The organism is Methylobacterium gnaphalii (assembly GCF_007992215.1).
GTDB lineage: Bacteria > Pseudomonadota > Alphaproteobacteria > Rhizobiales > Beijerinckiaceae > Methylobacterium > Methylobacterium gnaphalii.
On record NZ_BJZV01000045.1, the window covers coordinates 1 to 19,285 of the forward strand.

Consider the following 19,285-nt stretch of genomic DNA (forward strand, 5'->3'; position numbering starts at 1 on the left):
AGCCGAACACGCCCGCCAGCCAGTACACGCCGAGTCCCGCCACCACGATCGCCAATCCCCATGCCGGCCCATCCCGGTACGGATGAAACGGCCGTGCTGTGTAGGTCGGGCGGGTGTAGCGGTCGGCAGGCTCGATCTTGCTCAGGTAGCGTTCGAACTCGGCGGCGGGGGAGTTGTCGGGGTCGAAGGGATCGGTCACCGCTTCCGCTCGCGGGCCAGTGCTTTGATCGCTACCACGTACAGATCGATGCTCGACGGTGGGACGAGGAAGCCCGTCGCCCAATAGTCTTCCGCGCGCTTGGCGATTTCTTCCAGATCCCCAGCGGCGTAGTCGGCGGCCTTCGTCGGAGGCTCGGTCATCCCTTCACCCTACCACCACTGCATCGCGCGTCCGATGGACCAGAGCATCGCAGCGACCGAGCCTGTCGTCCCCGCAGCAAGGATCGCTATCGGCCAAGGCGGGGCGGCATGTCTGCTCACGTGGATGTCCTTTGCGCAGATGATGGAGAGATGACGCACTACTCGGACACCTGAGACAGCATGTCGTCCACTGACGGCGGATTTTTCAAGACCGTCATACAACTACCGATGACTAGCCAAGCCACGGAAACAAGAACTAATGTAACGGCTAGTAAGACTGTCATGACCTTGGCATGCCGACGGAGCCCATGTATAAGCGCCACGCCCAAAGTTAGCGTACACGCTTGAATAGCTAATGCGTGCGCAGAAGACATCAGCAAGCAAGCCGTCGAATCGTTCTGTAAACTACGTATACGACCAAAATCAGCCCAAGAAACAGCGGTCTACAATCGTTGGTCGCGCCTGTGTCTATCAGGCCACGTATCAGCACGTCATAACCCCTTCGCCTCCTCTTGCGTGCAGGAAGGGGCAGCCTCTACTCTGGTGGCTCAATTCCGACGCTTACTATGTACTAACACCGGCTGCTTCCGACCCGACCTCGTCGCACGAGGGCTGTCGCGCGCTTCCCGAAAGCAGACATCGCGCCGGTCGTCGCTTCCGCAACGCGACCAACCTATTCGTTTGGTGCTGTCGATCGTCTGCTCTGAAGCGGTAGCTTTTTTCGTGAGGGCAATTTTCGAGGTATCAAGCGGCTTGCCTTAGCTTCTCGCGCAACGCGTTCGGCAACGAGGCCAGCCATTGCTCCTCGTCACCCGGCTCCGGCAGTACGTTCCCGAATTCCAGCACGCCCTGGGCCGGGATATCCGAGATGTACACCCACACTTCCTGGTCCGATATGCCGAGGTTCTCGCTGGTCTCGCGCATGATGCGGCGGAGCATCTTCGCCTTCTAGTCCTTCGTCCTGCCGGAGCGAATGTCGGCTCGCACCCAAACATGGCCATGCGAGGCTGCGTCGCCACCGATGAAGATCGACCCGGGCTCGACCTTATAGAAAACGACCTGCACGAAATACCGCGGTGCGGTCGCTTCTACGTGATGAATGTTCGTGACGCTCTCGACGAGCTTCGCGCGTTGCCGGGATGTCAATTCACTCGCGGTCGTGAATGCATAGGTCGGCATAGCGGTGGCATCCTTCCCGGTTCGATTTCACGAACTCTGTCGCCCGCAGGGCTTCGGCTTTAGACGGGACACCGGCGTCGCCTAGGCCTCAAACATGCTTCCGCCGTTCGACCAGCGTCTGGAACTTTTCGTACTCGGCTTGATCCACGCGATAGGAGTGGTCCTCGTCCGGAAAGGCCACCGCCTTCACCTCCTCGACGTACTTGCGGATGCCGGTCACCGCGACCTCTGACAGGTTCGCGTAGCGTTTCGTGAACTTCGGCTTGAAGTCCGTGAACACCCCGAGCAGGTCGTAGCAGAGCAGGATCTGGCCGTCGCAACCCGCACCGGCACCAATGCCGATGGTGGGTATCGTGAGCTGCTCGGAGATCAGTTTTGCGATCGGCGCCGGTACGGCCTCGAACTCCACCATGAAGCAGCCGGCGTCCTCGATGGCCAGCGCGTCCTCCAGGATCTTCATCGCGGCCTCTGCGGTCCGGCCCTGGATCTTGAAACCCCCGAAGTTGGCGATGGTGTGCGGCGTCAGCCCGATGTGCGAGGCGGTCGGAATGCCGGCGTCGACCAGCGCCTTGAGGATGTGGCCCTGGCTCTTGCCGCCCTGCGGCTTCACGGCATCGCACCGGCCTTCCTGCATGAAGCGCGTGGCATTCGTCAGGGCCCGGTCGACGGTGTTGTAGCTCTGGTACGGCATGCAGCCGAGCACGAAGGTGTCCGGCGCGCCGCGCCGCACCGCCGCCGCGTGCATGATCATCATGTCCATCGTCGCGGGTATGGTGCTGGCATGGCCATGGGCGACCATGGCGAGGCTGTCGCCGACGACGGCGACGTCGACGCCGGCCATCTCCGCCCACCGGGCGGAGGTGTAGTCGGGCACGGACATGTAGACGAACTTCTCGCCGGTCTGTTTGGCGGCGCGGATGTCGAGGATCGTCCGCTTGCCCGCCTTCTTCGCAGCCTCATTGGATGCCTTCGCAGCGGTCGCGCTCATGTCCGTCCCTTGAATGTGTTCGCTGGTCGAGGCGGCCGATCGAGGTCGCCGAACTCGCCGTGGGCGCCTAGCGCAGGCCCTGCAGCACGCGGTCGATGTCGGCGGTCGTCATCTCCCACTCGTTCTGGAAGTTCGCCACGACGCTGCGCATGAACTGCGGCTGGAGGCGTTCCGCCTGGACGGTGTCGCCGAGATGGTCGACCAGCATCGCGAAGGCGAGCTGCGAGGGCTCGGGCCCCTCGTAGCTCCACTCGAAGCCATTGCGCGAATAGCGCTTGGCGTCCGTCCTTTCCGGAAGTGGCTCGCCATCGACCGTGACGACGATCCCGTCGATGGTCCGGTCCCCGACGTAGACCTTGCTCACGACCGTGCCTCCCTCACCTGGTGGCGCGGGGTGCGGCCGTCGGAGCGGGTCCGCATCACCTCGGGGAAGATCCAGAGGCTGACGACCATGAACGGGCCTAGGAACGCGACGGCCCAGCGCGGGCCGACCTGGCCGAGGTAGCCCATGTAGAACCACCCTGCGAGCGCGGCCAACGCGACGGCCACGGACAGGCCGAACTTGATGGGAAACGGCATCGGATTCCTCTCGGATCGGTGTTGATTCTTACGACGTGAAGACCGAGCCGACCTGCTGCAGCAGGCCGACCGAGCCACCGAGACCGGCCAGCACGATGGCGAGCCCGGCCAGGCCGTCACGCCAGCGTTGGGGCCAGACGTTGAACAGGCCCGGGGCGAACAGGACGGCCACGCCGCCCACGATGACGAGGCTCGTCCAGCGCAGGTTGGCCGCACCGTAGGCGATGCCGCCGCCGACCAGCGCCAGCAGAAGCACGACGTTGGCGGCGAGCATCAGCAGGCCCAGGGGCCGCGACCTCAGGTCCGGGCGGGTTTCGAGCGGGAACATGCCCGTGAGCACGTAGAAGCCGACACTGGCAACGCCTGCGAAGAGGGCGAACCACGCGAGGGCGAAGACGTTCGGTTCGATCATATCCATGGGAGACCTCCCGGATGTTGGGGCGGCGTCCTGTCGGCGCCGCGCGTCGCGTTTGGGGAACTCACTCGGCCGGCTGCATCGCGCTGGGCTGGACAGCCCCAGGCGTGCGTGAGGTCTTGCGCATGTCCGTCTTCACGTGGCGGGTGTCGTAGCCGTTGAAGAGCGTGCCGAGCAGGCCGCGGTTGAGGTCCGACGTGCCGAACAGCCAGTCCATGATCGGGAACGTGAGGTTCATATTCCGCTCCATCATGATCGACTGGTCGTGATGGGCCGTGTGATGCCGGCGGTTTGTGTTGATGAACGGCATGTTGCGGACGAACCAGTTGTCCTCGACATGACAGCAGAAGTGCATGAACTCGTAGATCATGTAGATGCTGGTCGTCGTCGTGATGAACAGCCAGCCGACGTTCGGTGTGAACAAGTTGCCCAGGACGATGGCGCCCGGGATCGACATCAGCGTGAAAGCGGCCAGCGCGTAGGGCGGGAAGAACGTCACTCGATAGTCGCGATGGTCCGCGAAGCGCATCTCATGGTCGGTGAAGAACTGATGATGCTGGAGCGTATGCCGGTTGTAGACGGCGCGGCCGATGGGATTGCTCTGCGGGCGATGCATCACGTAGCGGTGCAGCCACCACTCGAAGAAATTGCAGAACAGGAACACGACCGGCACTGTGACGAGCTCGGCCAAGCTCGGCGCCTTGATGTTCGAGATGTAGATGTACAGAGCCGTGAGGCCAATCGTGTAGATGATGGCGATGTGCAAGAGGCCGTTGTACCAGCCCGCGACGCGCTGCCGATAATTGGCCCGGTAGTTTCGCTGCCGCTCGCTCATCTTGGTGACCGCGAGTTCCATTGCACCTCTCCTATTCGATGTTTCTTTTGGGCGGCCGCTGGGACCGGTTCGACGTCGACGCTCGGTGCGCCCCCATCGTCACCGCGGCGTGCGACGGACGTTCGGCTCGGGCGACCGCTGGCCGCACCATGAATGCGGGCATGACGCTGGCCGCCGGTTCCCCGGCAGCTCATCCTCTGCAGTCCTGACAGTCCGGGCGAAACTGACTGTCATCCGCTTTGCGAGCCGACGGCACATCTCACTATCCCAGTCTCGTTGTCCACAAAATATCACTGATATATCAACTGTCAACGCCATTGTGCCGTCGGTTGCGGAGCGGCGGAGACAGCACCGTCGGTTCCCGCCGCTCCGGTCAGTGCGAGATCGCTTCGAGCGACTTGCCTTTCGTCTCGATCCCGAGGATGCCGACGCTCGCCGCGGCGATCACGAACGAGCCGGCGCCTAGGGCGAACACGCCGCCGTGGCCGAGCGTCGGCAGGATGATGCCGATAACGTAGGGTCCGATGAGCGACCCGACCCGGCCTACGGCCGAGGCGCAGCCGGCCCCTGTCGCGCGTGCCCGGGTCGGATAGAGCTCGGGGGTGTAGGCGTAGAGCACCGACCACATGCCGAACAGGAAGAACTGCATCATCAGCCCGAAGGCGATCAGCCATGCAAACGAGGGTGAGTGGCCGTAGAGGTAGGCCGCCACCGCGCTGCCGAGCAGCATCAGCACCGCGGTCGGCTTGCGACCCCAGCGCTCGACCAAGATCGCCGAAGTGACGAAGCCTGGGACGCCGGCGAGCGAGATCAGGATCGTGTAGGTCACGGACTTGGCGACGCTGTAGCCGGCATCCTGGAGCAGGGCCCCGAGCCAGGTGGTGAGGCCGTAGAAGCCGAGGAGCGCGAAGAACCACGTCAGCCAGATCATGACCGTGCGGCTCGCGTAGCCCGGGCTCCAGAGTTCGAGGAACGAGAAGCGACGTTCGCCCTGGGCATGCTCGGGCAGGACCTTCGGCTCGGAAAGCGGGCGGCCGTCGAGGCGGGCCGCCACCTTCGCCTCGATGGACGACATCACGCGGTCCGCTTCTTCGTGCCGCCCGCGGTCGGCCAGCCAGCGCGGCGATTCCGGCACCAGGAAGCGGATCACGAACAGGAAGAGGGCCGGCACGGCCTGCGCCAGGAAGACGGCCCGCCAGTCGAAATAGCTCAACAGGACGTAGCTGAGGCAGCCCGCCGCGATGAAGCCCAGCGGCCAGAAGCCTTCCATGATCGCGAGGTAGCGTCCGCGGTTCGCGGTAGGCAGGAACTCCGAGACGATGGCCAGGGCCACCGGGAACTCCATGCCCATGCCGAAGCCGAGGAGCAGGCGCGCGTAGCCCAGCGTGGTCGCGTCCGGCGCGTAGGCGCACGACGCGCTGCCCAGGCCCCAGAACACCATGCTGACCTGGAAGACGACCTTCCTACCGAAGCGGTCGGCGAGCATCCCGGAGATGGCCGCGCCGGCGAACATGCCGATGAAGCTCATGCTCGACAGGAGGCCGGCCTGGGCGGTCGAGAGCCCGAATTCCGTCTTGATCGATCCGAGCAGGAAAGTGAGCGAGCCGAGGTCGATGGAGTCGAAGAACCAAGCCGTCGCGATGATGAGGAAGATATTGCGCTGGAACTGAGTCATCGGCAGGCGCTCCAGCCGTGCCGCAACCACCGCGCTCGAACCAGCCGCGACCCGCACGGGTGTCTCGGTCGTGGCCCGTTCCGGCATCACGTCGCCGGCGGCTATCGCGATGTGCCCTACCATTTCTGCCTCCCTACGTTTTTAGTATGCGCAGGGTGTTCTTGCAGGATACTGCTCATCGTCGCAAGATATATTAGCGATATGCCCCTTGCGTGTGGGATTGCGTGGCACCATGCACTCGATAGCAGGGTGGTGAGCGGTTCGACCGGATCTGGAGGTGTCGTGCATGAACTTCGTGACCGGGAAGACGGCATCCGTTCGCGCCGCAGAGCGTGGTGCGAAGAGGGCGAGGAAAGCCGTGAAGGGAACGCCTGACGGGGCGGCCGGCGGCGATGACCTGCCCGAACTGACGCTCACGGACAGGGCCTACCAACAGCTGGAGGAGATGATCACGACGCTCGTACTTCCCCCCGGCATGGTGCTCGGCGAGCAGAACCTGGTCCAGCGTCTCGGGATCGGGCGCACTCCCATCCGTGAGGCCCTGCAGCGTCTCGCCCGCGACGGCCTCGTGGTGGTCATGCCGAGGCGCGGCATCCTCGTCTCCGACATCAACGTCCGCACGCAGTTACGCCTGCTAGAGACCCGGCGCGTCCTCGAACGTCTCATCGCCCGCCTTGCCGCGGAGCGGTCCACGAAGGAAGAGCGGGACGTCTTTGCCGGCATCGCGCAGGACATGCGCGAGGCTGCCGCCGCGGCGGATGACATAGCGTTCATGCGCCTGGACCGTCAGTTCAACGACCTGATCGCGACGGCAGCGCGCAACGAGTTCGCGGTGCGCTCCCTGGAGAGCATGGCCGGCCTGTCGCGGCGCTTCTGGTACCAGCACTACAAGCTGGCCGCCGATCTGCCGCTGACCGCCAATCTGCACGCCGACGTCTGCGAGGCGGTCGCCCGACGCGACGTCGAGGCCGCCGGCGCCGCATCGGACAAGCTCGTGGACTACATCGAGAGCTTCGCTCGCAAGACCCTCGACATCTAGCTCGCCGCGCGTTTGGTAAGGGCCGTACGAATTCAGCTACCTGCGCGGTGCCGTTGATGCCGCTGCCAGGCTAGCCCGGACCCTTCGAAACGTCGGATGTCGCTAATTGCTGCTGGCGCTTGGAAGCGGACTGGCAGGAATCCACCCAGTTCAGTCATTCTGTGTCGGGTAGATAATACTGGTGCTGGCGTACAAAGGCGTTTGCCTGGTCCAGCCTGATTAGGACGATCGCAAGTGCACCCATCACGCGCCTCCCGCGAGCGAGAGGGCAGGGACGCTAAGTGGTGAGGGAACGCCAAGGAATTCCCTTTTCCAATCAAGGCGGGTTAAAGTCCCGCACCGATGCTCATCTGCATTGAATTTCCAGGCTCCTTTCAAATCTCTCCTGGGCACCATCAACCTTTTAAGTGGTTGATACTCCGGTAAGTTCAGTCAGATCATGTGGTTATGGCCGCCCGAGTGATGCACACGGGTGATGCACATGGTCCTCGCGATGTCCCGTCCGTCGCGCCACACCAAGACCGGCATTTTTTGGCTGCGCAAGCGCGTGCCCAGCGACCTCGTCCCTCGTGTGGGACGAGCCATGGAGTATTTCAGCCTTCAGACGCGCGAGCCTGCGGAGGCTAGGCAGCGCCATGCCGAGGCGATCGCCCGGCTAGAAGCTGGATGGGCGAAGCTTCGACGCAGCGAACTCGGTGACGTCGCAAATGCAACCGCCGACCACGGCACAGCTCCCTGCAGCCTGAGCGAGCGCGAAGCAGGTGAGCGGGCCGTTTGGATGTATGCGCACTGGCTCGGCCTGCACCGAGAGAACCCCAGCCAACAACGCTTCTGGTCGACCGACCTGTACCGGCACCTCTGGCGCTCCCTAGGCGGCCAGATCGAACCGCGCGAGGGCGGGGGTGTCGCGGTGCGCACCATCCTAAGCTTCGCGCAGGCGGAGAAGATTGCTGAGCTGGAGGCATGGTGCCGGGATCATGCCGAGACGGTGCTCGCTCTCCACGATATCGAGGCCGACGAGGCGAGCACGTTACGTGTCGCAAAAGCCATCGCTGCCCAGGTTCAACGCGCCAGCCTTACGCTGGCGGCTCTCGCACGTGGCGAGCCCGACGCTGGGCCCGCAACCGCTCCAGGTGCCACGCCGACAGCAAGACCGGCGAAAGGCAGCGGACTGATCGAGTTGGTCGAGGCTTGGTGGCAGGAGGCCGAGCGTACCGGCAAGTCCGACTCCACCCGCGAATCCTACACGAACTCGATCCGGTAACTGTCCGCCTTCCTCGGCCACGACGAGGCTCACCGTGTCACGGTCGGCGACATCCGTCGGTTTAAGGATTACCGCCTCGCGAGCGGAAAGCGTAACGGCGAGCTGCAGGCTGATGCAGCCTGCCGCTCGCGTCCCTCGGGATACGGTGAACGCATCGACGAACGAGACCGCGATCTCGCATCCGCGGTCGGCCGGTCGGCAAAGCGGGCACTGACAGCGCGGTCGATCCGGTTCGGGGATCAGCATGCCTACCGTCACCGACGCCAAATCCATGGCCCGCGCCATGGCAGTCGCCCTGCGCGCCAAGAACCTCACGCTCTCGCACAGCGAGTGCCTCGACATAGTGGCCCGTCAGTTCGGCCTCAAGGACTGGAACGTGCTCTCGGCACAGGCCAAACAATCCGAGGCTGCTGCCCGACGACGCATCATTGCATTGAAGAGCTGGACGCTGCTCGCTGAGCATCCGGACGCCTACGATCACGGACCCTATGCCGACCGAACGGTGGTCGGTGGCAGTGCCGCCCTCGTCCGGCATGATCCTTTGCTCGGGCCGAGGCGTTATACCGACCCATCCCGCGCCTTCGGCTGCTACATGCAAACCGTGTCGGCGATTCCGTTCCGCGGCCAGCGCGTGGCGATCAGCACCAAGCTGCGCTGTCAGGACGTGACGCATGGGGCGACGCTCTGGGGCCGTGTGGATGCAATGCCGGGGCACACCTTGGCATTCGACAACCTGAAAGATGCCTCGGAGGGGTGGCTGTTTGGAAGCATTCCTTGGGTCGAGCGCAGCGTCGTGATGGACGTTCCGGCAGATGCGATCTCCATGCACTTCGGCTTCTTCCTCAAGGGCCGAGGCGCGCTCTGGGCGGCGGACTTTCGCGTAGGGGAGGCTGCCGCAGCGGAGCGGACCGCGCCGCCCGTTCCACCTCAATCGCGAACGCCCGCGTGGGTCGCGCCAACAAACCTGACGTTCTCGGAGGTGATAGACCTCTCGGCAGGCTGATCTCGGACCTGCGCGGCTATCTCGTCGCGAGGTATGGTTCGCATGGAGGCGGACGTCGTCGCATGCGAACCGGGTCGGCGGAAGACCGCAAACCAGCTCAAGCTGAAATTGCCGGACGGCCAAAGGGCGGCCGCTTTCGGGAAACGCCGACGGCGATCCGGGTGGCTGGGTTGGGTCGACAGCGGCACGGCTGAACAGGGTAAATTTGCGCCGGTCTGCTTCCGTGCAGAACGCGGTGGAAAGCGGCTGTTGCCATTCCATCGGATCCCGCCCCTTCCGCGACGTTCAGGACGTTGGGACGGGGTGATCGTTCAGCGGTGCGGGCCGTAAGCCCGCCGCCCGCACGACCTTGGGCGAATCCGCCGCCGTCCACCGGAAGGCAGGCTCGACCGTGCTCACCACGCGCGCCTCATCAAGCGTCGCAAGCACGGGGAGTACCGCCTTGGCACAGCCTGCGAAGAGCGTCTCGGGGGCCTCCGCCAGTGCTCGCTTGGCCTGGAGGACGTTCTTGCCGCTCACCTGCGCGACCGCCCGCACCTGGGCGGCGCTTGTGAGCGCCGAGGAGCGCGAGACTGGACGGCGCTAAATGGCTCTCACCATCCGGCTGGCGGCCGGCTCCGTGGCGTGCGGATAATCTCGGGCTCTCCGAGCCATGTCAGAACGTCACCGAGCTTGTTGAAGGAGTGCTCGGTGGCTGTGAATGGCGCGGGCCGGTTTCCTGCGGGGCTCTCGTCCAGCAACTCAGCCCACCAAGCCCTCAGATCCCCGCCTGGCATCTTGTGCTGAACGACGCTTCCGATCGTCTCGCCGTCGAATATGAGATCGTAGCTGCCGACGGCGAGCTGCTGGAGAACGTAAGCCAAAACCGGCCCCTGCAGGGTAGATGCGTAGAGCCCGCGCAACCTTTCGGCACGCGGGCTTCGCGTTGTGTCTCTTCGGGAATGCGCCCCTACTTGAGCAGAGCGGAGAGCGCTAGCCCGGCTGCCGTCTTGAGCTCCTTGGCGTCCACCGTTCCATCGTTGTCCGGATCGGCTGCTTTGAACCGCTGCTCAACGAGGGCCAGGAATTCCTTTTTATCGAGGGTGCCATCGTTGTCCGGATCGGCGGCCTTGAGGTCTTTCTTGCTGACCCGGCCCTGAAGCTCCTTCGTGTCGACAGTGCCGTCCTTGTCCTTCTCCAGCTTGTCGAAGAGCGCTTCTGCCGCGGCGGTTGCTTCTTTCAGATCGATTGAGCCGTCGTTGTCCGTATCAGCCGCCTTCAGCGTTTTCTCGACCCCTGACGAGCGGGCATTAGCAGCGGGCATTCCCAGCGGTAGAGCCAGGGAAACTGCCCCGAGAAGGACGGCGGCATGAGTCACGTTTCGCATGACGAGGTCTCCGCACACGGGAAGATGCTGCACTGCCAAGACGCCGGGCGCGATCGCGTTCCCGACAGTGCAACGGCTGGCCAGCTGATGATCGTCTTGATCCGAACCCTTGAAGATGCAGGCGCACGTTCTCTGGAGGTCGGTTCGTCCGATGCAGGGCGGCCAAGCTAATGCGCTCATTCACGCCGATGGATAAGCAAACCAAGCAAATATCCTGCGCCAAGCGCAACCACGAGGGAAGCCAGCGGCATCGTCTCCACATGGCTACGGACAGCCGCATTGCCGCGTCGATAAGCTTCATCGGCGCTAGGAAGCCGCTCTCTGCCGGTCCGCAGAGCATCTCGGGCTAGTTCTCCCGCCTGACCGGCAAGGTCGCTCGCCGTGTCCTTGGCTTGCCCAACCAGGTTCTCGACCGTTCCTTGAAGCTCAGTGGCTCTCCCCTCGGCCTCAGTTTCCCTGTCTCCAGTCAGGTCACCTGCCGCCGCTTCGACCTGACCGGCCACCTTCTTTAGCTCGCCTGTGACGCGCTTCTCGTCCATTTCGTCCTCCAACACGAGGGAAATCTTAGGCTCCCTGAACTCAACGCCGCATGGGGAGGTTTGGCCCCCATGCGGCGTCGAGCTCAGGGAGGAACCCTCTGTATCAGCCACGGTTTCTGTTCCGCCGTCTCGCAGCAGGAACTCCACGATGCCCTACCGTTCAGAACAAGCTGCTCCCGATGAGGTTCGAACCGAAAGCGATTTCGGAGCGACGGTGCGCCGGCAAACATCGGGGTATGTTCGGCAACGTAAGCAGGATGTGGCTCGAGCCGTATCGGATGTAGCAGATGTAATCCGGGACAACGGCAAGGGTTTCGCTAAGGCACCCCAGGTCAAAGCGTTCTTCGACAGTGCCGCCGACGGCATCAACGAGTTGGCCGACGACATCGATCGCCGCACGTTTCCAGAACTCTACGACGAGGTCGAGGCCGCTATCCGGCGGCGCCCCGTGGTCGCACTCGCCACAGCGGCTCTGGCTGGGTTCGTTCTGCTGCGACTCGTCCGCGATGCCGGCCCGCGACCTGTCCCGCGTTCTCACGCTGTCGTGCCGCTCGTCGTACCGCCGGCAGCAAGCACTCGGGTACGCTCGTGACCGGACCTAGGCCGCGCACCGTTCCCCAACTTGTTGGCGACACGATCCGCGAAGCGCAGAACCTCGTCTCCAAGGAGATCGATCTCTTTCGAACCGAGGTGTCCGGCGGCCTTCGCCAGCTGGCAGTTGCGCTGACCCTGCTGATCACGGCGGGCGTCTTCGCGCTCAGCGGACTGCTCGTCCTAATCCTTGCCTTGGTCAAGGGCTTGGCGGTTCTGCTTCATTCGGAAGTGCAGGCCGCCCTCATGGTCGGCGGAGGGTTCGGTGTCATCGCCCTCGGCCTAGCTCTGTGGGGACGAAGCAAAACTTCGCTTTCCGGCCTAGAACCAAAACACACCGAAGCTCAAATGAAGCAAGATTCCGGCATCATTACGGAGCGATTTGAACAATGACTAAGTCAGCTGAGAAATTGGAACAAGAAATTGAGGCTTCGCGCAGCAAACTGGAGAACACACTCGACGACCTTCGGTCTCGCTTGAATACTTCGACGCTTACCGAAAATTTGGTTGGCACGCACAATCCGCGTGCCGCGCTGAACCTGCTGGTCCAACGCGTCGTAAATACAGTACGCATCGACCCTGTCCCGGTTCTTCTGATTGGAGCAGGTCTCGCGTTCCTAGCCTACGACGCTGTAGAGAGGGGTTTGGAACGGCGGCGGTTTCTTTCGGATGAAAATTCGCAGCGCGGCTCAGACCACGCTTTGCCCGGCAACCATCCTGACCGACTGAATGATAAGCTCGATGACGCGCTAGAGGAATCCTTCCCTGGCAGCGATCCCGTGTCGGTGAAGCTTACCAAATGACGGCTGTCGCCAGGTGGCTCATGGCCCTGGGAGGAGCTCACGCGTCTGCATAATCGCAAATCTAGATTTGGCCGAACCTGCACCAAGCGTCTGTCGGAGAAACACGTGGCCAGCGAAGAGTCTGCCGTCATCGAAACGCAAGAGGGATAAGGCACTGTTGCTTTAGCTCAGCTTGGGGCGGCCGTTATCCTAGCGTGGCCTCCTCCTGAGCCCGATCTTCAGCGTGACCTTATCTCGACAGCAACGGCCCTCGACGGCGTCGAGAAGGACCCCAAATTCGAAGCGGTTCTCAATGGCTTGGTGCTAATGAACGATCGAAGTTTTTAGCCTACGGCACCGGGCGCAATATCGGGATTCTGTGATGGGCCAAAATCCGATTGCTACTTGACCGGTGACGAGGCGCACCTATCATGCTCCCCGCGCCGCCAGACAAGAATATGCAGGTGTCGAGCGCGAGAACGGATGTAAGGCCGCGACAGGCCCTGCCGCTTCTCACGATGGAAGAGAACCGCCCGCGAGCCGAGATGTGGCTGCGGGGCTTTTTCATATCTCAAATCATTTCGGCGTAGAGCAGCTCGACAGGCTCATACCCAGAACGCCTGCGTGACATGCCAATGCACTCACGAGAAAGGGCCGGGTGCAACCCCGACCCTCTGGCTCGTACAATCGCTGCGCTTACCGACTGCCCGCGCCTGACGAGCCGGCCCCACCAGCATTGTTGGCACCCGCGCCGCCACCCGAACCGGCGGTCTCACCCGTGCCTTTCGGCGCGGCCGCACTGCCAGCGCCCATCGACCCGCTTCCGCTCTTCATGGCGTTGCCATTCGCAGGTGCATTACCGGGCTCGGATGCCGATGAGCTCGTGGTCGATCCGCCAGTCACGTTGCCGCCAGAGCCGTTGCCGCCTGGTGCACCTTGCGCGAATGCACCGGCCGTCAGCGCTAGGGTCAAGGAAGCGGCGAGAGAAATCGTTGTGATGCGCATGTGAGCGCTCCTCCGGTTGATTAGTTGAACCCGGAGAACCGCGGTTGGTTGGTGATGTTCAAACTTGCAGCTCGCTCCAATCCTTGAAGCCGGTACTTTGAAGCAAAGCCTCCGCAACCCGCTCAGCCAAGCGCGATCCAGGTTGCGAACACAACGACGACAGCACCGGCGACCGCGATCGCAAGGAGCGTGATACTGCTCAGCTGGTCGCCGTTGTCGACATTGCGGCCGGCGTAATGGCTCGGGTGATTGGCATCCACGGTAGGCTCCGGGGTGAGTGAGAGCCCTGGCAACCTGCATCCAGATGGATTGTTCGCCCCGTCGGCTGACGCGCCAGACAAGGATGACGGGTTTGGGTCGGAGTAGAGCGGCCCGGCAGCTCGTCAGGCCTCATCCGCCTGACTGAAACATCGCCTGGAAGACGCCCTGGTCGCCGGCTACCAGTGTCGGTGCTGGTGGGATATCTCGTCTGAGGCAAGGCTCGAAGCCGACATAGGCATCTAGCAGGTATCGGTCTGGGACGCTGACAAACAAGCGGTGGCGCATCGGCGTCTCTTGGATCACCAGCAGCATCATGTCGCGGTTATGGCCCAGCGCGGCCCATTGATCCGCGAACAACTCCCCGATGCTCGCGCTGTCGTGCGCATTGATTGCGCGTGTCGCCCAGAGCATGGCGTTCCTCCTTCGCACGGCGACCGGCCGCGATGATCGGCGCTCAATCGTCTGTGTCGAAGCGCACGCCTAAGCTTGAGCAAAATCGCGCGCCGTGCCGTTGCACACAAGGCTCGGTGAAAGGATGCGAGGTGCTCGCCTCTCCACCTTGGGCCCTCAGCTTCCGATGCTGGATACGCGTACGGCTCGATTAAGACCGAAGGTTGCCGATCCTGATCTACTGACGGCCGAGCCCAAGGCTTGGGCTCTAGAGGTGAAGCGCTGCGCTGGCTGGCGCTACCAATGGCATGGATTAGGATCCCTGCAACCCTCGCCATTTACGCGGTGTTACAGGCCCACCAGAAACGGAGTGGGTCACATGAACCTCCGCACCATCCTCATCATCATTTTGATCTTGGCGCTGCTCGGCGCGCTGCCGCTCGGCCTGCCCTACAATGCAGGCTGGGGCTACGCGCCCGGCGGCGTCCTCGGTCTGATCCTTCTGATCGTCATAATCTTAGTTGTGCTCGGCAGGATCTAGACGAGCCCTTTGCGGGCGATGGGCAATGCAAGGGACCGTTGCTCATCGTCGCCGCCGTCTCTGTGGAAGCTGAGCGAAGCGCATGGGACGGCTCGGCACACTCGCTCCACGGCTGAAGGTGCTCGACACCAGGACGGCGCGCCCAGCGCCAAAGCAGGCAGATCCGGAGTTTCTTACGGCCGAGCACAGGGCCCGGGTTCTGGAGGTGAAGCGCCGCGCCGGCTGGCACTGCTAGTGGCGCGGATGTGGCGCTCGCGGCGGCAACGGCGGTGTCCGCCTCTATGTCAACCACATCGTCGAGCGGAAGGACGGCGGCGCGTCCTTGGATCCAAAGAATGGACAAGCGCTCTGCCCTAAGCACCACCAGGTAAAGACGGCACGGGCTCGAGCTGAGAGGATGTCTCAAAGATGAGAAGGCGCGGGCATGGGGCCCGCGCCCTAACGGCTCAGTAGAAGTGACGGCGATGTCCGTAGAACCGACGCGGACCGTAGTAGGGACGCGGGCTGTGGAACCGCCGATGTCCGTAGAATGGCCGCGGACCGAAGAACGGGCGACACTGTCCAAACCGACCGCGGGTGAAGCCGGGACCGCAGCCGAACGCAGCTTGCGACACATCGGCAACGCCGCCGACTGTCTCACTTGAAGAAGGGGCTAGCGGAGCGGCCGACGCCGACGAGACCAGAGCTGCACCGGACGCAATCGCCGCCGCAGCAATCAGGGCTTTGAAACTCTTCATAGGGGTCCTCTCGGAAGCGGAGCTCAAAACAGCGGGCACCGCGGTTCTCAGGACCCCATAAACGGCGAGCGAGCCAAAGCGGTTCAGCGCCTGAGCGTCGCACGGCAACGCATAATGGTCGCATCAAAGGTTCAGCTGATGTGGTCGGCGAATGCCAAGGCTTCCTCGGCCCGCCGGTCCGCGACGAGATCATCGAATGCTTTGCACGTGGACCCAGGTACGCCTGCCACGGTCACCACATGGTTGCCCGCTCTTAAGGTGATCGCCGCCATTGCTGCCGGCGCTCCGATCCACGTTCGCGTCCTTGGCAGCGTCCGCCCGCTCATCATGCTGACGACGGGGAAATCCAGGACGCTCGCTGCGCGAATTCGACTGCGTCGTAGTTAAGTCTTCTGGCTTTGCTCGTTTCGCACGGGCTTGTCCGGTTGCGCATCTGTCTGTGCATTACCGGGCTCCGAATGCCCCTTCGGCTTAAGCGAGCCGGCTTAAGGTGTGGCTTCAACCTCGGATATGTGTGGGGCTTTTTCGTCAGCCATGGCGTTACTCCCTGCTCGGTTGACCCGGTGTGGCCTCACTTGGGCAACCACCCGACGCAGTCTCAAATCCCTCAGGACAGAGCGACCAGGGTAACTCCACCGATCATCAGCATGCCGCCAGCAATCCGCCAGAAGGTCGCTGAGTGTTGTTCGAACCCGATCCAACCAAAGTGGTCCAGAGCGATCGAGGTGACGACACCTGCAGTTACGATAACACCGAAGAAGGACGCGGCCCCGACTTGCTGCGCGATGAGAAGCTGACAAGCGATGATCCCGCCGCCAAGCACGCCGCCGAGCCATGCCCACCAAGGTATCCGTGCCGCGTCCTCAAAGATGGGCCATGCCACGCGACCGAAGACCAATCCAACGACGAGGATCGTCAAAGCGGTAGAGATGCCGATGATGATGCCGCCGGTAAGCGGTTGGGGGAAGCCTTTGGCGAGCGCCCCGGTCATGCCTGGCTGAACGGCACTGGCGATGCCGGCTACCATACCTCCGAGCGGATTGATCAGCTGCTCGCGATCTGGCCGATCTACAGCGAGATCGACGAGCGCTACGTCACCCCGGCTCTGGTCGTGAGTGCGGAAAAAAACGGCTTATCGAACGGGCCAAATGGCACTTCGGAGGGGGCGCCGAATACTGCCGAGGATGCGCCGAGCTAGGTGGCCAGACTTGCGCGAAGTGTCCCTACACGCTCCATGAGCTGCAAACCTTCGATGGCGCAGCCGCATGGATGGTGGTCGAGCGCTGCGGCGGTCAAGTGCGCCGGGATTTCGGTGACGTCTACGCGCTCGATTTCGGGGCGATCGTCCTAATGGCGACTGCCATGGGCGGCATGTCGGCGCTCTTCGCAGAAATCCTGCCCGAACTCGAACCCCCCATCGTAGCCGCCTATCGCGAAGGAGCCGAGAATGCCGGTTCGTAATGTCGCGATCCGCCTCGGTGTCGAGGGGGATGCGGAGGTCAAGCGCCGCATCGAGGAAACCGGCAGAGCCGGTGAGCAGGCGCTCCAGAAGATCGTTCCCGCGGCCGAGGCTGCCGGCGCCGCCGTTGATCGGCAGACCGCGCGCTGGGAGCGCATGGCGAAGGCCGCGCGCGACGCGGAGGCGGCGGGCCGCGCTCAGTCCAACGTTAATGCCCTGTTCGGCATTGGCCAGGACACCGGCGGCTCGGCACGCGATTCCGCGACCGTCTTCGAGATGCAGGCGCGGGCGGCTGAAGAGGCGCAGCGGCAGAGCGCGGCACTCGCGCGCGAGATGGCCAGCCTGCGGGCCCAGTTCGTGCCGTTGGCCGACGCTGCGCAGCGCTACCAGCAGGCTCTCTCAGACATCGACCGGGCGCAGGCTGCGGGCGCCATTTCGGGCTCTCAGGCGCTCGACGCTCGGCTTCGCGAGACGCGCGCCTATGAAGATGCGACCTCGAAGATCGAGCGCATGGGCGCGGCCTCGAAAGCGGCGGCCCAGGCATCGGTAAACCGGCAGACGATCGTTCCCGACCGTGGCGCGGACGTCGCTGCCTACGGCGAGGAGCTGGACCGCCTGCGGGCCAAGTACAGCCCATTGTTCGCCGCGCAGCAGTCATACCTCGCGCAGCTCGGCGAAATCCGGCAGGCCGCGAAGGTCGGCGCTCTCGCGCAGGACGAGGCTGCCTCACGTGCACGCCGAGTTCGAGCGTCGGCAGGCGGCGGCTCCGTTCAAGAATGGGGACCGCGTCCGCATCACGAACCGATCCGGCATCGATTCCATGTTCATGGTCGGCGATGTCGGCACCGTGATGCTCTGCGATCCCGAGTTCTCTCCGCTCACCACGCTCATGGGCGTGAATGACCAGGGCATGACGATCCAGTTTCCAGTGCAGACGGCGAATCTGGAGCGGGCTCAGAGCTAAGAGTCAGCGAAGTGCCTCTGCCGCTTCCGACAGAGCGGCGGCATACTCGTAATTCTTGTTTCGTTGGGCCACGAACGAATGCTTCAGCATCGCAGATGCGACCGCATCATCGAGACGATCCTGTTCGATTAAGTCCGCAGCATCTAAGATAAGCTGCAGATTATCGTTCGAGCCAACTCGATCAAGCTCAACGTGGAATTGACGAAGCTGGTCGACTAATTTCTGTCTCGGCATTGCGACTGTTCCAGAGCCATAAACGTCGGCTCGCAATGCCATGACAGGGATCGCGATCATACAGCGAAAGAGTAGGAGGCGGCGGTCCCTCCGGAGGTGTGGCGCATCGAACGCTGAGGCGGGCCGAGCGGCCTGTGGGGCAGGAGATACCGCCCGACCCGCCGTCACCCATGCCGACTCGGCGGTTGGGCAACGCGGGCACCGTCTACTTTCGCACTTTCTAATTTCTTAACCCCGGCCGGCCGGTGAAGCCCAGCACAAGCGGGCCGGACAGCACTGGAGATACTGTCCGGCCCGCCGTCGCCCTGGATACGGGAGCTAATCCCCAGGGCATCTCGTGAAAATAAGCGGGCCGGACAGCCGACATGCAGGAAAGCTATCCGACCCGCCGTCGCTGACCCTGTCAGGAAAGTCTGCGACGGACCAGCGTACGTCTTTCATCCAGACCATGCGACTGCAATTCGGTAGCTCATCCTCGCGGGTAAGGCCGAACGCAAATGTTCTCGGCCGCCAGAACCGCGTGCCTCCACAATAGGCGTCAGCGCAGACCCGTTCTCTGGCTGAGCCCCGTTTGATCCGACGTTCTGTCGGCCATCGTACCCAGCCGGCCGGGTGAGGCCGAGCGCTCTTTGCTTGCGGGCAAGAACGGGCCGAGCGACCTGATGGGGGATATCGGTCACCCGGCCCGCCATCACCCGCGCCGCGCTGTGACGACCGGAGGCGATCGGCACGACGTAGCTGATGCGTGTTTCCGGATTTCTTCTGGAGCAGTTCGGAAGACGACCGCAGCCGGCGAGATCAAGCCGAGCGCTCAAGCGGGCCGGACAGCAAACTTTCGGGAAAACCATCCGACCCGCCGTCACCCGGAAAAGCGGGCAGCCATCAGGGCAACACGGCGATCCTACTGAGCCCTGCCGGGCGCGGGTAGGCGCCTACTCCTTTTGAACCTTCGGAGATCCATCATGACCGCTTCTGCGGCGAGCGCTCCCGCTCGCGTGCCGATCAGCCGCGCCCTGTTCTTCGACCGCATCCGCGCATGCGGCGTGTTCGGTCCGACGCTGTCGCAGACCGAAGTGGAT

At 63.3% G+C, this 19,285-nt stretch carries 28 protein-coding genes and 1 pseudogene; 9 read left to right on the forward strand and 20 right to left on the reverse strand.

All coding sequences use genetic code 11. The annotated features are described in order from the left end of the window. The 10 genes from MGN01_RS21480 to MGN01_RS21520 all read right to left on the reverse strand — a co-directional run. A partial coding sequence (locus tag MGN01_RS21480) for a hypothetical protein (protein ID WP_147048858.1) occupies nucleotides 1–199 on the reverse strand: 199 nt, incomplete at its 3' end. Next, nucleotides 196–360: a hypothetical protein gene (locus tag MGN01_RS23800; RefSeq protein WP_170246100.1), complete on the reverse strand. Its 165-nt coding sequence runs from the start codon at nucleotides 358–360 to the stop codon at nucleotides 196–198. The genes MGN01_RS21480 and MGN01_RS23800, both read right to left, overlap by 4 nt. Before the next feature lie 744 nt (nucleotides 361–1,104). Continuing rightward, entirely contained in the window at nucleotides 1,105–1,299 is a 195-nt protein-coding gene (locus MGN01_RS21485; protein WP_147048859.1) for a hypothetical protein, read from the reverse strand. Between the two features lie 9 nt (nucleotides 1,300–1,308). Continuing rightward, nucleotides 1,309–1,539, reverse strand: a complete 231-nt coding sequence (locus tag MGN01_RS24625; RefSeq protein ID WP_147048860.1) for a tautomerase family protein — start codon at nucleotides 1,537–1,539, stop codon at nucleotides 1,309–1,311. Nucleotides 1,540–1,627: 88 nt separating this feature from the next. Continuing rightward, nucleotides 1,628–2,527: a 3-methyl-2-oxobutanoate hydroxymethyltransferase gene (gene panB, locus MGN01_RS21495; RefSeq protein ID WP_147048861.1), complete on the reverse strand. Its 900-nt coding sequence runs from the start codon at nucleotides 2,525–2,527 to the stop codon at nucleotides 1,628–1,630. 67 nt (nucleotides 2,528–2,594) lie between these two features. Then, nucleotides 2,595–2,891 (reverse strand): DUF6166 domain-containing protein, encoded by a 297-nt coding sequence (locus MGN01_RS21500; protein ID WP_147048862.1) that lies wholly within the window; start codon nucleotides 2,889–2,891, stop codon nucleotides 2,595–2,597. Further along, entirely contained in the window at nucleotides 2,888–3,106 is a 219-nt protein-coding gene (locus MGN01_RS21505; protein WP_147048863.1) for a hypothetical protein, read from the reverse strand. The genes MGN01_RS21500 and MGN01_RS21505 overlap by 4 nt, the downstream gene beginning before the upstream one ends. A 28-nt stretch (nucleotides 3,107–3,134) precedes the next feature. Next, nucleotides 3,135–3,524 (reverse strand): hypothetical protein, encoded by a 390-nt coding sequence (locus tag MGN01_RS21510; RefSeq protein ID WP_147048864.1) that lies wholly within the window; start codon nucleotides 3,522–3,524, stop codon nucleotides 3,135–3,137. Between the two features lie 61 nt (nucleotides 3,525–3,585). Further along, the gene (locus MGN01_RS21515; RefSeq protein ID WP_147048865.1) at nucleotides 3,586–4,377 is read right to left on the reverse strand and encodes a sterol desaturase family protein; all 792 of its coding nucleotides are present in this window, start codon (nucleotides 4,375–4,377) and stop codon (nucleotides 3,586–3,588) included. A 352-nt stretch (nucleotides 4,378–4,729) separates the two neighbouring features. Further along, complete coding sequence (locus MGN01_RS21520; protein ID WP_147048866.1) at nucleotides 4,730–6,154, reverse strand: MFS transporter; 1,425 nt, start codon at nucleotides 6,152–6,154, stop codon at nucleotides 4,730–4,732. A 163-nt stretch (nucleotides 6,155–6,317) separates the two neighbouring features. Here MGN01_RS21520 and MGN01_RS21525 point away from each other — a divergent pair, with 163 nt between their 5' ends. The 3 genes from MGN01_RS21525 (at nucleotide 6,318) to MGN01_RS21535 (ending at nucleotide 9,337) form a co-directional block, all read left to right on the forward strand. Continuing rightward, entirely contained in the window at nucleotides 6,318–7,070 is a 753-nt protein-coding gene (locus MGN01_RS21525) for a GntR family transcriptional regulator (protein ID WP_147048867.1), read from the forward strand. A 481-nt stretch (nucleotides 7,071–7,551) separates the two neighbouring features. Beyond that, entirely contained in the window at nucleotides 7,552–8,334 is a 783-nt protein-coding gene (locus MGN01_RS21530; protein ID WP_147048868.1) for a DUF6538 domain-containing protein, read from the forward strand. Between the two features lie 244 nt (nucleotides 8,335–8,578). Beyond that, nucleotides 8,579–9,337 (forward strand): glyoxalase superfamily protein, encoded by a 759-nt coding sequence (locus MGN01_RS21535; protein WP_147048869.1) that lies wholly within the window; start codon nucleotides 8,579–8,581, stop codon nucleotides 9,335–9,337. 285 nt (nucleotides 9,338–9,622) lie between these two features. Here the strand turns inward: MGN01_RS21535 and MGN01_RS21540 are convergent, their stop codons facing one another. The 4 genes from MGN01_RS21540 to MGN01_RS21560 form a co-directional block, all read right to left on the reverse strand. Beyond that, nucleotides 9,623–9,856, reverse strand: coding sequence for a hypothetical protein (locus tag MGN01_RS21540; protein ID WP_147048870.1), 234 nt, complete (start codon nucleotides 9,854–9,856; stop codon nucleotides 9,623–9,625). Between the two features lie 430 nt (nucleotides 9,857–10,286). Next, nucleotides 10,287–10,703 carry a lanmodulin LanM gene (lanM, locus tag MGN01_RS21550; protein ID WP_147048881.1) on the reverse strand — a complete coding sequence of 139 codons (417 nt, stop codon included), beginning with the start codon at nucleotides 10,701–10,703 and terminating at the stop codon, nucleotides 10,287–10,289. 176 nt (nucleotides 10,704–10,879) lie between these two features. Beyond that, nucleotides 10,880–11,242 (reverse strand): CsbD family protein, encoded by a 363-nt coding sequence (locus MGN01_RS21555; RefSeq protein ID WP_147048872.1) that lies wholly within the window; start codon nucleotides 11,240–11,242, stop codon nucleotides 10,880–10,882. 160 nt (nucleotides 11,243–11,402) lie between these two features. Beyond that, nucleotides 11,403–11,780 (reverse strand): hypothetical protein, encoded by a 378-nt coding sequence (locus MGN01_RS21560; protein WP_147048873.1) that lies wholly within the window; start codon nucleotides 11,778–11,780, stop codon nucleotides 11,403–11,405. Nucleotides 11,781–11,830: 50 nt separating this feature from the next. Between MGN01_RS21560 and MGN01_RS21565 the strand changes: the two genes are divergently transcribed. Then, on the forward strand, nucleotides 11,831–12,226 hold the full coding sequence (locus MGN01_RS21565; protein WP_147048874.1) for a phage holin family protein: 396 nt from the start codon (nucleotides 11,831–11,833) through the stop codon (nucleotides 12,224–12,226). Then, on the forward strand, nucleotides 12,223–12,636 hold the full coding sequence (locus MGN01_RS21570; RefSeq protein WP_147048875.1) for a DUF3618 domain-containing protein: 414 nt from the start codon (nucleotides 12,223–12,225) through the stop codon (nucleotides 12,634–12,636). Before MGN01_RS21565 ends, MGN01_RS21570 begins: the two co-directional genes overlap by 4 nt. A gap of 1,106 nt (nucleotides 12,637–13,742) precedes the next feature. On the opposite strand, the gene MGN01_RS23805 is transcribed toward MGN01_RS21570, so the two are convergent. Then, entirely contained in the window at nucleotides 13,743–13,880 is a 138-nt protein-coding gene (locus tag MGN01_RS23805; protein WP_170246101.1) for a hypothetical protein, read from the reverse strand. Between the two features lie 130 nt (nucleotides 13,881–14,010). Further along, on the reverse strand, nucleotides 14,011–14,292 hold the full coding sequence (locus MGN01_RS21575) for a hypothetical protein (RefSeq protein WP_147048876.1): 282 nt from the start codon (nucleotides 14,290–14,292) through the stop codon (nucleotides 14,011–14,013). A 358-nt stretch (nucleotides 14,293–14,650) separates the two neighbouring features. Here MGN01_RS21575 and MGN01_RS21580 point away from each other — a divergent pair, with 358 nt between their 5' ends. Together MGN01_RS21580 and MGN01_RS24295 are read left to right on the forward strand one after the other, a co-directional pair. Further along, complete coding sequence (locus MGN01_RS21580; protein ID WP_147048877.1) at nucleotides 14,651–14,812, forward strand: DUF3309 family protein; 162 nt, start codon at nucleotides 14,651–14,653, stop codon at nucleotides 14,810–14,812. Nucleotides 14,813–15,068: 256 nt separating this feature from the next. Further along, nucleotides 15,069–15,224: pseudogene (locus tag MGN01_RS24295) on the forward strand (HNH endonuclease signature motif containing protein); the annotation flags it as partial. Nucleotides 15,225–15,258: 34 nt separating this feature from the next. On the opposite strand, the gene MGN01_RS24630 reads toward MGN01_RS24295, so the two are convergent. The 3 genes from MGN01_RS24630 to MGN01_RS21595 form a co-directional block, all read right to left on the reverse strand. Beyond that, the gene (locus tag MGN01_RS24630; RefSeq protein WP_147048878.1) at nucleotides 15,259–15,549 is read right to left on the reverse strand and encodes a GCG_CRPN prefix-to-repeats domain-containing protein; all 291 of its coding nucleotides are present in this window, start codon (nucleotides 15,547–15,549) and stop codon (nucleotides 15,259–15,261) included. A gap of 131 nt (nucleotides 15,550–15,680) precedes the next feature. Beyond that, on the reverse strand, nucleotides 15,681–15,821 hold the full coding sequence (locus tag MGN01_RS23810; protein WP_170246102.1) for a hypothetical protein: 141 nt from the start codon (nucleotides 15,819–15,821) through the stop codon (nucleotides 15,681–15,683). A gap of 335 nt (nucleotides 15,822–16,156) precedes the next feature. Beyond that, nucleotides 16,157–16,576 (reverse strand): DMT family transporter, encoded by a 420-nt coding sequence (locus tag MGN01_RS21595; RefSeq protein ID WP_147048879.1) that lies wholly within the window; start codon nucleotides 16,574–16,576, stop codon nucleotides 16,157–16,159. Between the two features lie 242 nt (nucleotides 16,577–16,818). Here MGN01_RS21595 and MGN01_RS21600 point away from each other — a divergent pair, with 242 nt between their 5' ends. After that, on the forward strand, nucleotides 16,819–17,010 hold the full coding sequence (locus MGN01_RS21600) for a DUF7697 family protein (RefSeq protein WP_174804620.1): 192 nt from the start codon (nucleotides 16,819–16,821) through the stop codon (nucleotides 17,008–17,010). Further along, nucleotides 16,997–17,911 carry a hypothetical protein gene (locus MGN01_RS23815; protein ID WP_170246103.1) on the forward strand — a complete coding sequence of 305 codons (915 nt, stop codon included), beginning with the start codon at nucleotides 16,997–16,999 and terminating at the stop codon, nucleotides 17,909–17,911. Before MGN01_RS21600 ends, MGN01_RS23815 begins: the two co-directional genes overlap by 14 nt. Before the next feature lie 64 nt (nucleotides 17,912–17,975). On the opposite strand, the gene MGN01_RS21610 is transcribed toward MGN01_RS23815, so the two are convergent. Then, nucleotides 17,976–18,248 (reverse strand): hypothetical protein, encoded by a 273-nt coding sequence (locus MGN01_RS21610; RefSeq protein WP_147048880.1) that lies wholly within the window; start codon nucleotides 18,246–18,248, stop codon nucleotides 17,976–17,978. Nucleotides 18,249–19,285: the final 1,037 nt, after the last annotated feature.